Genomic DNA, 13,150 nt, shown 5'->3' with positions numbered 1-13,150 from the left:
CGAGACTCTCAATTTGAAATCAGTTCGTGAAATTCGGGAGTGTATGGATACAACAGGGGAAGTCAAGGGATATTTTATGCAAAATCGACGGTGGCGTTCGAGTGTCCTTCTGTAATCAACTCTGAAGTCAAAAATTTGGCAAGCAGCAAGACAACGTTATCGGCTACTCAGCTGGCCGAGCGAAGAAAGCACGACTCTTATTAGCTTGATACCTTGGCCGAAGCAACGCCGAGGACGCGCAGGCTCTTCTTATCCTGCACGAAAACGACTACGGACAAATTTTCGAGCTTCCAATTGGATTTCAGCTTCACTTCAGCGGTGCCGCTATATGCGATGGGATCGCTGTCTGAATGTACGACACCGATCTTATGGAGGTATCGCATGACGGCAACATGATAAAGCTCTTGTCCTGCGTTCTCACCAGCGGTCACATTGGAATGAAGTCCGGTTTCGGTTATCGCGAGCCAAACGTCGGCCGTATCGCCTTGGGGGTCGCCCTGAATGGCAGCGACTTTCACGCTGAAAGCTTCAGCGTCATGTGATCCTGGCTGGCCGGACGACACTGTAATTTCCGTTTCAGGCTGGCGAGCAGCGGCTTCAATTGCCATGACCGCCGTATGGCCCATACTCCCGTTGAAATGCGCATCCCCATCGACAACCATTTCCGGAGTGTACGGGGAGCTTTCCTTGAACTTAAAGACATAATCTTGCTGTCGAGCAGTCCAGTCTGAAGATGAAAATGGATCAGTCCAGCCATCATGGTTCCAATAATCGACGTGCTCCTCGAGAGGGATGATCTCGGCGTTTGACGCCGGTTGGCGGGCTTCAAGGGCGGCAAGCAACTTTTCAGCCGGCGGGCAGGACGAGCAGCCCTCAGCCGTAAACAACTCAACAAGCACCGGCCTACGATCCGTGTTGGCATTGGCCGCCGCCGCTTGAGAATTTCCCTGCGCGACCGATTGAGAGCCAATTGTCAAGACTCCGAGGAATGCGGCGATACATGAGGCAAGAATCATTAGCCTTTTCATTTTTGGACGTCTCCGATCCCACCCCATTCTACAACTTATACCCCGCTGATTGAAGGCTGTGACTGTATAGAGATCAGCAAACTCTATAGTGAACGGAAGGAACTATGCGCGTCCTCCTATCCATCGCTCAGGAATTGAGACTGGAGGAACCCTCCAGCCTCAATTCTCAGCTATCGGTTGCGGCAGAGCCTGGGGTAGGAGTAACAGCACCGCCGACCGAAGATCGCCTTCCGCGACATTGCGGAATGCCCGCGCCGAAACATTTCTGGTTAATTTGCCCCGATTACTGAAGCCATCCTCTTAGAGTCCCTCCGATGTTTGCATCCCATCCTGCGGAGAGAGAACTCGACGATATTCGAAAATACAGGCTAGATAGCTTCATCATGATGACCTAGGAACGTTAAGTGAGTCGCTCATGATTGGGCGGGGTAGAGCAAATTCGGACAGAAAGTGAATTTGCAGGTCTTCTCGAAAACAACGAAACATTAGCAGAACATTGCGAAGTCCTTGGGCGTTCCTTGCCTTCCAACATCGACAAAAGCAACCATTTTGGCCGGGACGGCAACTGATGTCGTCAGGCATATAGGGGTGTGCTCAGGAGCCCGCGCAGGTCCTTGCGGGCCGAGCGAATTTGTAAAGTAAATTTCGGTGTAAAAGGTCAAATGAACCCGCAAACCGCCGCGGTCCTGCGCGAGCCTGCCTCGCCGATAAGAATACTGGACTCAGGACCGGCATCGAGCCAGATTCGCGTCATTCTGCAAGCCGATACGCCCGGCGTGGTGGAAGCTCCCAGCCGCACAAGATCCGTCGTAGCCATTCACGTTGGGAGGCCTGTCCGGCTGGAATGCCGGCATGGAAATGAAAAGTACAGCGGCTTGGCAATTCACGGCGATATCGACATCATCCCGAGCGGAATGCCGGCGCGCTGGGAAATGAAGGAGACAGACACTGCTCTTCTCCTCAGCATTTCGACAAAATTTCTTGAGCGGCTTGCGCAAGAATCAGGGTTGGATCCCCGGGGTTTGCAGCTCCGCGATCGATTCCATATTCGAGACAGGCAGATCGAGCATATCGGCTGGGCGCTGATGGCCGAAATGGAGCAGGGATATCCGAATGGGAGCCTCTTCCTGCAGAGCCTTGCGACTGCGCTTGGCGTGCAGCTATTGCGAAACCATAGCTCGCTAGGCGGCAAGCACGCTTCGCCGAACGGAGGCTTGCCCGCACGCAAGCTTCGGCAGGTGGTTTCCTATATCGAGGACAATCTCGGCGAGGATCTCTCGCTTGAGGCCATCGCGCGCATCGCGGACGTGAGCGTCTCGCATCTGAAGGTTTTGTTCCGCAAATCTCTGGGGATGCCCGTGCATCAATATGTAATTCGCCGCAGAGTCGAACGCGCGGCGTTAGCGTTGCGGCAGGAAAGGGCTTCGATCAGTCAGGTCGCTCTGGAAATGGGCTTCACCCATCAGAGCCATTTGGCCGCGCATATGAAGCGGATCTTGGGTGTCTCGCCGCGTGAAATCAAGGGCTGCTCATAAGGCCTGGAATGTCAGGCGGAAAATTCATCTGTTCCTGCTCTTGCGTAGCCGAATTTGAGCGACAGTGGCGAGCAGCGCCCAGGAAGATGTGATCCTTAGAGAGTTCGCAGATGTTGCACAATCCAATGCGTCTAATGAAGGAGTCATAAATGAAGATTATTTCGCATATTTGTCTATTATTTTGCCTGGTTGCGGGTCTGGCATTTGGCCAGCCGCAGGATTCCAAGACGGCATCTTCGCCATCTGCAAATCCACCCAAGGTAACGATAGAGGGGCTGGTTCGCGACATTGCATGCCCGATCCAGAATACTGCCGCGACGGCAACAAATTTCAATCTGCAATGCGCATTGGACTGCGCCAAGCGCGGGTCGCCGCTCATCATCCTGACGAAGGCTGGGAGAATGTATTTCCCAATTTCCAGTTCCATGCCTGATGTGGACCAGCATCAGAAATTGATGCCTTACATTGGGAAATATGTCCAGGTGACAGGGACCTTATACGAGCGCGAGGGCACGCGAGCGATTGCCATCACTGAAATCAAAGAATTAAAGAACGTACATCTGGTTACGGACGCGCATTAACGGCCGTTAATTATTTTGTGCCGCCGAGTCTGAATGGTTGTTTATACACTCGCAGTGAATTGCGATGGGCAATAAGCTGTGTGCAACAGCGGGCTGCGTCGGATTCATTATAATGGCTGATGCAACCTGGCCGTGGCCGGGCGCGCATTTTCATCCGCAGGGGAGGCGGCAAGATGCCCGCCGCAGAAATCGCCAAGCTGCTTCGATTGCTCGACGAGGGATATTCGAAGCCAGCCTGGCACGGGCCGAACCTTCGCGCATCGGTGCGCGGACTCAGCGCGCGCGATGCCGCCTGGCGTCCTGCTCCGGGGCGTCATAATATTTGGGAGATCGTCGTCCACGCAGCTTATTGGAAATATGCCGTGCGATGCAGGCTGCTCGGCGAAAAGCGTGACCGTTTTGCGCTATCCGGGCGCAATTGGTTTGTGCGATCCGGCTCACTCGGCGAAAAAGCGTGGCGTGCGGACCTGAAGCTACTCGACGGAGAACACAAAAAGTTGCGTGAGGTTGTTGCAAAATTTGCGTCGAACGCGCTTGGCCGTCCGGCGCCTGGACACAGAGGAATCGCGAGCGCGCAGATTGCCGGCGTCGCTTTTCACGACGTTTATCACGCTGGGCAAATTCAACTTCTCAGGCGTTTGCATAAGGCTCGCAGTCGCAGCTAACGCCGGTCGCCGTTGATCATTTCGCCCTCTTCAGTTTGACACGCGAATTCCAGGGAGAACTTTTCCCTTGCGCGATATTGCTGCGAGCTTTTGATACGATAGGCTTGCGCGCGGTGCCCGGGTGGCGGAATGGCATACGCAGGGGACTTAAAATCCTCGGACCCTTAAACGGTCGTGCGGGTTCGACTCCCGCCCCGGGCACCAAGTTCAAATTGTGAGGACGAAGCTGCATGTCGGGCGCAGGGTTGAGAGAAGTTCACGGTCGATGAGTGGTTGACTGCGAAAACCAACCGCCGCGCTTCTATGCATCGTGATCATTTGCACGGTGGCGTCCGTTGCCGGAATCAAAAAACCAGATTCGCCGGTCAGTTTCTTTAATTCCTGTTCCAAATTCGCGCTGGCATTCTTGCTTACCAACTGCCGATGAGCACGCCGGTGGCAAAGACAATCGCGCCGCCCAAAGCGACTTGCAGAGCAGCGGAGAAAATCGGCGTGTCCATGTAGCGTCGCCGGACCCATGTGATCGTCGCTAATTCGATGAGAACAACGGCGATCGCAATACCCAGAGCGAGATTGAACTGGCCAATGAGGAACGGCAGCGTGTGCCCGATCCCTCCGAGCGTAGTCATCAATCCGCAGACCAGGCCGCGAATCCACGGTAGGCCGCGCCCAGTCAAGCTACCGTCATCCGAAAGTGCCTCCGCGAATCCCATGCTGATTCCTGCTCCCAACGATGCAGCAAGTCCGACGAGAAACGCCGTCCAAGTCTTGTGACTGGCGAAGGCCGCGGCAAACACGGGCGCTAGCGTCGAAACCGAACCATCCATCAGTCCCGCTAAGCCCGGCTGGACAATCTGCAAGACGAGCAGCTTCTTGCGTGCTTCATCCTCGTGCAGAGACACAGTCGAGTCGAGATCGCCTTTCGCACGATGCTCGTGCGTGCGTTCCACCTGCGCCAGATCGTCAAGAAGCTGGCGTGTGCTCGCGTCGTGTGCCCGGGACGCCGCCTTCTCATAGAAGCGCCGCGTTTCCTCTTCCATCGCGCTAGCTTGACTCCGGATGGCCCCGAGCCGAAGCGGTTTCGCCAGCCAAATAGGCTGGCGCTTCACGAATCCCTTGACGTCGGTGCGCCGAATCAGCGGGATATGCTCGCCGAATCGCTGCCGATAGAGTTCAATCAAGCGCCGGCGATGTTCGGATTCCTCTCCGCGCATGTCATCAAATGCCGCGGCAGTTTCTGCGTACTCACCGCGCAAGCCTTCGGCGTAGTCGGCGTAAATGCGCTCATCGTCTTCTTCGAGTGAAATTGCCAACGCCAAAACTTCCTGCTCGGACAAACTGTCGAAGCTCTTCATGCTTGCTCTCCACTAAACAATCTGGGATGGAAAACTTAGCAGAACATTATAATCGCGGATTTTGAGCGTGGCGCTCGACGATTTTTGTAACGCGGCTCCCGTTGCCGCCGTCCTTCTAACCTTGCTGTGGGCAATTGCGCTGTGCTCTGCGGGGTGTGCGCTCGTCGGCTCCGATACGATCAACTGTAGTATTCATTTTTTGCCGCGAATGGGATATACATACGCCTCTTCGACGGCGGACCGTTTGCAGATCTGGCGTTTAGGATTTGCCGCTGGTTGAATTTGAGTTGCAGCGCGCGGAACCGGAGTATTCGCGCTTTGGCGAACGATTTTCCGATGTTTATCTGGCATAGGAGGAGTTGGATGCAAGCAATGTTACGAGCAAGAGCAAGCCTCTTCGTTTCCGTCGCGGTTCTGGTCATGGCTGGTTTTGCCGTTTCTGTTCCAACAGTCGCGCAGACCTTGGCCAAGGATTCGCTTGCTGGAATGTCGTGGCGCCAGGTCGGCCCGTTCCGTGGCGGCCGCACAGAAGCAGTCAGCGGAGTCATCGGCAATCCGAGCGTATTTTATTTTGGTTCGGTCGCCGGTGGCGTCTGGAAGACGACGGACGCCGGAATCTCCTGGAAGCCGCTCTTCCAGCACGAGCCTGTCTCGTCCATCGGCGCCATTGCGGTTGACCCGCAAGATCCCAACGTGATCTATGTCGGCACCGGCGAACCATGCCTGCGCGGCGATATTTCCTACGGCGACGGGATGTACAAGTCCGTTGACGGCGGACAAACGTGGACGCACATCGGACTCGACGACACGCGTCACATCGCGAAAATCCTGATCGACCCCACGAATCCGAACATTGTCTTTGTCGCCGCCATTGGCCACGCGTTCGGCCCGAATGAAGAACGCGGCGTCTTTCGCTCCACTGATGCCGGCAAAACCTGGCAAAAAGTCCTCTACAAAGACGACAAGACGGGCGCTGTAGATCTCACTTTCGCCTCCGCGAATCCGCACACGCTCTATGCCGCGATGTACCAGGAGTTGCGCACCCCGTGGGGTTTTGTCAGCGGCGGCCCGGGCAGCGGAATTTACAAGTCGACCGACGGCGGGTCGACGTGGAAGCAACTCGAAGGCCATGGCCTGCCGACGGGCGTGATGGGCCGCATCGGAATCGCCGTGGGAGCCAATGGCGAGCGCGTCTATGCGCTCATCGAAGCGGACAAGCGTGGCCTCTATCGCTCCGACGACGGCGGCGAAACGTGGCAATTCATCAACGGTAATCACGACTATACGCAGCGGGCCTGGTACTTCATGCACATTTTTGCTGATCCAAAGCAGACGGACACGGTCTACATCCTCAATACGGGAATGTATCGCTCAACCGACGGCGGCCAGACGTTCAAAAGCCTCGATGCGCCTCACGGCGATCGTCACGATTTGTGGATCGATCCCACGAACACAAGCCGAATGATCGAATGCGACGACGGCGGCGCGACGATTTCCGAAGATGGCGGCGAGTCGTGGTCTTCTGAGGATAATCAGCCGACGGCGGAGTTCTATCACGTCGCCACGGACAATCAATTCAACTACTACATTTACGGCGCGCAGCAGGACAACACCACCGTCGCCATCGCCAGCCGCACCGACGGCTTCGCCATTACGGACAAAGATTGGTACGACGTGGGCGGCGGCGAAAGCGGCTTCGTCGTTCCGGATCCGAAGAATCCGAATATCGTTTACGCTGGCTCTTACGATGGATTGATCACGCGGTTCAACAAAGCCAACGGCCAGGAGCAGGACATCACCGCTTGGCCTCTCAATCCTATGGGTCACGGCGCCATCGACACGAAGTATCGCTTCCAATGGACTGCGCCGATTGCCATGTCGCCGTTCGACTCCAACACGATTTATCACGGCGCACAGGTCATCTTCAAAAGCACGGATCAGGGCCAACACTGGACCGTCATCAGCCCGGATCTGACGCGCAATGACAAGGCCAAACAAGTTTCGTCAGGCGGCCCCCTTGAGCAGGACAATACCAGCGTCGAATACTACGACACGATTTTCGCCATCGCGGAATCGCCGGTCGAACGCGGCCTGATTTGGGCGGGCAGTGATGATGGCCTTGTTCACGTCACGCGCGACGGCGGGAAAACGTGGGCCGATGTGACGCCCAAGGATCTTCCCGACTGGAGCCGCATCGACATTATCGATCCCTCTCCGTACGCGGCCGGGACCGCCTACATGGCCGCAGATCGCAGCCGTTGGGACGATTTCCATCCGTATCTCTACAAGACTACCGATTACGGCAAGACGTGGACGAAGATCGTGAACGGCCTTCCCGAAAACATCTTCACGCACGCGATTCGCGAAGATGCCGTCCGCAAGGGTTTGCTTTTCGCCGGGACCGAAACCGGAATTTATGTCTCGTTTGACGACGGCGCAAACTGGCAATCGCTTCAGTTGGATTTGCCGACCGTGCCCGTTCACGACATGACGATTCACGGAAACGATCTCATTCTCGCCACGCACGGCCGTGCGTTTTGGGCGCTCGACGACATCACGCCGCTCCGCCAGATGAACGCGGATGTCCTCAACGAGAATGTGCATCTCTTCAAGCCCGAAACCGCATATCGTTTCCATGGCTTCGGCTTCCGGTTGCCCGGTGGAGCGGCCGCAGGCTCGAATCCGTCTTTCGGCGCCGTGATTGATTATTCGCTGAAGACCGCGCCAAAAGATCCAATCACGCTCGAAATCCTCGGCTCGGATGGCAAAGTCGTCCGCAAGTATTCGAGCAAGTCCGAGGCCGCCGGAGGCAGAAGAAGAGGCGGCTTCTTTGGGGGCGGCGGCGCGAGCCTTCCGGCAAAGGCAGGCTTGAACCGTTTCGAGTGGGATTTGCGCTACGAGGCGGCAACAAGGGTTCCCGGCATTGTGGGCTGGGGCGGTGGGGCAGCCGGACCATACGCAGTTCCGGGGAACTATCAGGTGAAACTGACCGTCGCGGGTCAGAGTTACACAGCTCCGCTCACGCTCGAAGAAGATCCTCGCGTCCACGTGTCCACTGCGGATCTGCAACAGCAGCTCAATTTCAGTCTGCAGATTCGCGAACATGTCAGCGCGGCCAACGCCGCCGTGAACCAAATTCGTGATCTTCACACGCAGCTTGCCGATCTGCAGAAACGGCTCACTGGTAATGACAAGGAGAAATCCGTCGCCGACGCAGCGAAGGAACTCGACAAGAAACTGACGGACGTCGAAGACGCGTTGATTCAGCCCAAATCGGAGAGCGGTGAAGACCCGCTGAACTATCCCATCATGCTCATCAATCAGTTGGAGGACGTTGACGGAACAGTGGAAAGCGCGGACACAGCTCCGACGCCTTCCACGCACGAGGTTTTCGATCTTCTGACCAAGCAGATTGACGCCCAAATGGCGACGTATCACCAGCTCAGAGACAAAGATCTCGCCGATCTCAACCGGCGCATTCGCAACGACAACATTCCGGCAATCTCCGTCACCGCGCCACATGGAGGCGGAGCGAATCATTCCTCGATGTAGTTCCGAGGGTGGAATAAACCGCGGGCCCGCGCAATCCTGTTGTGGTTGCGCGGCCCATTTGTTTCACTCACTTGAGGCAGCGTCACGGCTGTCGTATGATTCATTTCTGACACGATGAAAGATTCAAAGGCTCCATTTTGGCAGCCCGCTACACATTGGATCGGTTCCGGCGCGGGATGGCTTCTTCGCCACGTGGTCAGCGGTCTCGCCGCCACTGGAATCACGCCAAACGTTTTGACGGTGGTAGGTATGGCCGTCAATGTTTGGGCGGCGGTTTTGTTTGCGTACGGCAATTTTCTCAGCGCGGCGGCTGTGTTATTTCTTGCGGGCTTTCTCGACATGGCCGATGGCCAAGTCGCGCGCCGCGCCGGTCGAGTGACGGCATTTGGCGCGTTTTTGGATTCCACGCTGGACCGTTACTCCGACCTCGGCCTGTACATGGGCCTCGTCGTTCATTACACGCTGATCAATCGACCGTTCTATATGGCGCTGGCTGCGGTAGCCATGGCCAGTTCCTTCATGGTCAGTTATTCGCGCGCGCGCGCAGAGTCGCTGATTCCGCTCTGCAAAGTGGGATTTATGGAGCGCCCGGAACGTCTCGTACTCCTGATTATCGGTGGCGTATTTGACCGCATGGCGCCGGTCTTGTGGGTCATTGCCGCGCTCTCGACGCTGACGGTGATTCATCGAATCATCTATACCGGACAGGAAATTCGCGCAGGGCGAATGATCCCCGGTCACCGTGAGCCCTTTTAGTTTTCATTTTCCTTTTTCCGCAACGAATTCCGCAAGATGACTACAGCGAGTCCTTCGCAAGCCTTGCAATATGTTCTTCCACAGGTGCGGAGACGATGGCATGTACGCGGTCTCGCAATCCCTCCGCGTCCGTCTTGTTCATCCCCTTTGTCTCGATCGTATCGTGCAGGATGACCGTGATTTTCCCCGGATTCAGCATCCAATTGCCGGTGCGATGAAATTCGTAAGATCCTACGATGCTCATCGGCACAATCGGCACGCCAAAGCTGACCGCCAGCCGAAAGACACCCTTCTGGAATGCTCCAACGTGCCCCGTACGCGTCCGCGAGCCTTCTGCAAACGCAATCAGGCTGATTCCGGAATCCAACGAATTTCTCGCCTTCCGCGTCATCAATTCGAGCGACGCGCGGCTGCGGTCGTTTTCATCCGGTACGGGGACATTTCCGAACCGGCCCATCATCCATCCGTACGCGGGCACCTTGAAATGCGAGGCCAGCTCGAACCCGCGCACGAATTGCGGAATCGCAGAATAAATCACAAACGGATCGAAAATATTCACATGATTGCAGACGAAAAGACTCGTGCGCTGCGCGTCGAATCCCGGCGCTCGCTGGACTTCAAATCTCACTCCCGCCAGCCGCAAAATGTTGCGGAAGAAAATTCGCTGCGGGCGGTCGTTCTTGCGCGGATCGGCGATCATTCCCAGCGCGACGAGCAGCGTGCAAACCACGAAAAAATGCACCCCGCTGGCGGCCCATAACACCGCCGAGCGCACTTTGAGGTATGCGGATCTCATATGACAACGTCCAGTGCACCCGGCAGAATACTCAGCCGCTCGCATTTCAGGCGCAGGCTCTCTCCGTCGATTGTTACACTTACGGGCTCGTCGAGCGCGAATTCCACCTCCCGCACTGCGGCGCGCGACGCCAGCGGATGATGAATGTGCGTCCCATCGAATAGCGTGTGCAGATTGCGCAGCAAGGCGATCCGTCCAATCGGCCCCCAGCGGACGTATTCGATCAGCCCGTCGGAAGAGTCCGCGTTGGGCGTGATCATCATGTTTCCGCCCGTGAATTTCGTGTTGCTGAATGCAAGAAAGAGGCAGCGCCGGCGGTCGAATTCCGTCGCGCCATCTGTGCGCAGAGCAAACGCGCGGCGATTCAGGCGCGCAAGGCACGCCAGGATACTGAGCGCATAGCCGGTGTAACCAAAGGCCTTAAGGTGCCGGTTTGCGAATTCCGCCGCGTCCGCGGCAAATCCGAGCGTCAATAAATTGATGTAGTGAACTTCCCCCGTCGCGTGCTTTAGCCGAATCACGTCGCAAGTGCGGCGCTGTCCGCTCAAAATCGCACGCGCGACGCTTTCCACACTCTCCACGCCGCGATGATCCAGAAAATCCCGCAAAAACGAGTTGCCCGTGCCCAGCGGCAGGAACGCCAGCGCCCGCCGTTCGCCGGAATCTCCCGGAGACAAAGGGAAAATTCCGTTCACGATTTCGTAGGACGTGCCGTCCCCGCCGACGGAAAGAAAATTTCGATGTCCCAGCTTCTGCGCCTCGCGGACAAGCTCCGTGGCATGACCCGGCGCGTGCGTTTCCGCAACATCAATTTCAATGCCCGAAGCGCGCAACTTCGCGAGCGCCGCTGGCGCGAGTTTGCCGCACTTGCCTCCGCCTGCCGCCGGATTCACCAGTGCAAAAAAACGTTTCGTCACTCGCGAGCCCTCACACCGAAATCATAGCCGAGCTATCGGTCACATTTCGAATCTCGTCGGCCAGTGCCTCGCGCTTGATTTTCAGCGATGCCGTGCGCGGGAAATCGCGCGTCCAGACGAGGCTTCCGCCAACACGCTTGAAATCGGGCAATCGCCGGTTGCGTTCAATGATTTGCGTGCGCAATTCGTCCGTGAATTGTGAGGCGTCATCGAGCCGCAGCACCAAGACTAATTGCTCACCAAGCATTGTTCGTTGCGGCCACACGTAATTTGCAGCAAAAATGCAAAATTCCTTCAATGGGAGGCCTTCGAACGCGTTTTCGATATCTTCCGGGTATATATTCTTGCCGCCTTCGGTGACGATCATATTTTTCTTGCGCCCGAAAAGCTGCAAATGCCCCATCGCGTCCATTCTCCCAAGGTCGCCTGTCATCAGCCAGCCGTCCACAATCGTCGCCGCGGTCATCTCCCGATCGTCGAGGTAGTGCGACATGATCGTCTTGCCATGCGCGGCGACTTCTCCAATTCCGTCTGGGCCTGGACTCACAATGCGAACTTCCGTGCCCGGCAGCGGCTTCCCGACGGTATCGGCGCGAAAGGGTTTGAAGTCGTTCAGCGTGATCACCGTTCCCGCCTCTGTCAATCCATATCCATTCCCCACGGGGATTCCCAGGTCGTAAAAAAATTGCAGCGTCGCCGGTTCCGTGAACGCGCCTCCGACAAAAATCGCACGCAGTTCGCCTCCAAATGCCTTGTGAATATCGCCCAGCAGCAATCTGCTCAGGTGCACATGCGGCCGTCGGCGAGTGAGCGCGCGATTCACGGCGATTAGCCAGCCCAGCATGATGCGTCGCGATTTAGGGAGTTCCTCGAACTTCTGGCGCATGGCGCGCTCGAGATTTTTCAGCACCATCGGCACTACGGTGATGTACGTGATGCGATAGCGCGTGAATGCCTCGCGGATGAATTCCGGTCTTAGCGTCCGCAAGTGCACCACTGCTGCACCGCAGACGAACGGTCCGATGAACCCGATCATGAAATCGATCGCATGATTCGTCGGCAGGATGCTCAAATAGCGCACGCCAGGCCAAAAAGGAAAAAGCGAAGCGAGCGACGCGCATTGTTCGAGGTAATTCTCATGCGTCATCACGCAGCCCTTTGGCTGCCCGCCGGTCCCAGACGAATAAACGATTGATGCCCAGTCCGTGCGCTTCCGTTCCACAAAAACGGGATCGCCATTGCCGTGAAACTCTTCCCAGCGGTTTGCACCTCGCAAATCCGCTTTCGCCGGAGCTTCCGTTACTAGGACGGTCTTCAGCTTCAGATCCGTGAAGCCTTCGGCCTGCGTAATCGCGCGCCAAAGGTAATATTCCGTGACGAGCACGTCGGATTGGGAGTGCGCCAAAAGTTGCAAGTGCTCCCGCGCCGTGAGCTTGTAATCGAGCGGCACGAGCACGCCGCCGCAATAAAAAATCGCGTATGCGGAAATCAGCCACTTCGACTGATTCGTCATAATGATCGACACGCGCCCGCCCGCGGCAAATCCGGAATCCTGCATCGCGCGCGCGAGCGGCAAGGCTGCTTCTTTGAACTGCTGGTACGTTAGTCGGCAATTTTCGCGTTCGCGGTCCGCTTCGATCAGGCAAATTTCATTCGGCCAGCGTTCGAGCGCGGCGCGCAAAGCCGCGCCCAGCGAGGAATATTCATGGAGGTCGAGCATCAGAGGCGCGCTTGGATGCGCGCGGCGAGCGTGCGGAAGTCGCTGATGCCCTGCAATTCGTAGTCCGGCAATTCAATGTGGAAGTGATTCTCGATGTGTGTCAGCAAGTCGAGCGCCTGCAGACTGTTGATATTCAGCTTTTTGAAAAAATCATCGTCCGGCGCAAGCTGTTCGCGCGGCACTTTGAAATGCGCAGCCGCCAGTTGCAGGACTTCGTCCGTCACTTCTTGAAGCGATCGCATAGT

11 protein-coding genes and 1 tRNA gene are annotated in these 13,150 nt (G+C 56.6%); 6 read left to right on the top strand and 6 right to left on the bottom strand.

The features are described 5' to 3' along the window. Positions 1–200 precede the first annotated feature (200 nt). Positions 201–899: a DUF1223 domain-containing protein gene (locus VGR81_08450; protein ID HEV2288967.1), complete on the bottom strand. Its 699-nt coding sequence runs from the start codon at positions 897–899 to the stop codon at positions 201–203. Positions 900–1,690: 791 nt separating this feature from the next. Between VGR81_08450 and VGR81_08445 the strand changes: the two genes are divergently transcribed. The 4 genes from VGR81_08445 to VGR81_08430 all read left to right on the top strand — a co-directional run bounded on the left by VGR81_08445 (position 1,691) and on the right by VGR81_08430 (position 4,013). After that, positions 1,691–2,563 (top strand): AraC family transcriptional regulator, encoded by an 873-nt coding sequence (locus VGR81_08445; protein ID HEV2288966.1) that lies wholly within the window; start codon positions 1,691–1,693, stop codon positions 2,561–2,563. A gap of 149 nt (positions 2,564–2,712) precedes the next feature. Then, on the top strand, positions 2,713–3,144 hold the full coding sequence (locus VGR81_08440) for a hypothetical protein (GenBank protein ID HEV2288965.1): 432 nt from the start codon (positions 2,713–2,715) through the stop codon (positions 3,142–3,144). Positions 3,145–3,317: 173 nt separating this feature from the next. Further along, the gene (locus VGR81_08435; GenBank protein ID HEV2288964.1) at positions 3,318–3,809 is read left to right on the top strand and encodes a DinB family protein; all 492 of its coding nucleotides are present in this window, start codon (positions 3,318–3,320) and stop codon (positions 3,807–3,809) included. Between the two features lie 115 nt (positions 3,810–3,924). Further along, positions 3,925–4,013 (top strand) — tRNA-Leu (locus tag VGR81_08430). Between the two features lie 206 nt (positions 4,014–4,219). Here VGR81_08430 and VGR81_08425 read toward each other — a convergent pair. Continuing rightward, complete coding sequence (locus VGR81_08425) at positions 4,220–5,164, bottom strand: ferritin family protein (GenBank protein HEV2288963.1); 945 nt, start codon at positions 5,162–5,164, stop codon at positions 4,220–4,222. A 372-nt stretch (positions 5,165–5,536) separates the two neighbouring features. Here VGR81_08425 and VGR81_08420 point away from each other — a divergent pair, with 372 nt between their 5' ends. Both VGR81_08420 and VGR81_08415 read left to right on the top strand, forming a co-directional pair. Continuing rightward, complete coding sequence (locus tag VGR81_08420; protein HEV2288962.1) at positions 5,537–8,716, top strand: hypothetical protein; 3,180 nt, start codon at positions 5,537–5,539, stop codon at positions 8,714–8,716. Between the two features lie 114 nt (positions 8,717–8,830). Further along, positions 8,831–9,472, top strand: a complete 642-nt coding sequence (locus tag VGR81_08415) for a CDP-alcohol phosphatidyltransferase family protein (protein HEV2288961.1) — start codon at positions 8,831–8,833, stop codon at positions 9,470–9,472. Between the two features lie 40 nt (positions 9,473–9,512). Here VGR81_08415 and VGR81_08410 read toward each other — a convergent pair whose 3' ends face one another. The 4 genes from VGR81_08410 to VGR81_08395 are packed head-to-tail and all read right to left on the bottom strand — an operon-like array spanning position 9,513 to position 13,147. After that, positions 9,513–10,268, bottom strand: coding sequence for a lysophospholipid acyltransferase family protein (locus tag VGR81_08410; GenBank protein ID HEV2288960.1), 756 nt, complete (start codon positions 10,266–10,268; stop codon positions 9,513–9,515). Beyond that, the gene (locus VGR81_08405) at positions 10,265–11,185 is read right to left on the bottom strand and encodes a diacylglycerol kinase family protein (GenBank protein ID HEV2288959.1); all 921 of its coding nucleotides are present in this window, start codon (positions 11,183–11,185) and stop codon (positions 10,265–10,267) included. The genes VGR81_08410 and VGR81_08405 overlap by 4 nt, the downstream gene beginning before the upstream one ends. A gap of 10 nt (positions 11,186–11,195) precedes the next feature. Further along, on the bottom strand, positions 11,196–12,905 hold the full coding sequence (locus tag VGR81_08400) for an AMP-binding protein (GenBank protein ID HEV2288958.1): 1,710 nt from the start codon (positions 12,903–12,905) through the stop codon (positions 11,196–11,198). Then, positions 12,905–13,147, bottom strand: a complete 243-nt coding sequence (locus tag VGR81_08395; GenBank protein HEV2288957.1) for an acyl carrier protein — start codon at positions 13,145–13,147, stop codon at positions 12,905–12,907. The genes VGR81_08400 and VGR81_08395 overlap by 1 nt, the downstream gene beginning before the upstream one ends. Between the last annotated feature and the right edge of the window lie 3 nt (positions 13,148–13,150).

This window comes from Candidatus Acidiferrales bacterium (assembly GCA_035934015.1).
Lineage (GTDB): Bacteria > Acidobacteriota > Terriglobia > Acidiferrales > UBA7541 > DAHUXN01.
This window is presented reverse-complemented; position numbering and strand designations above follow the sequence as displayed.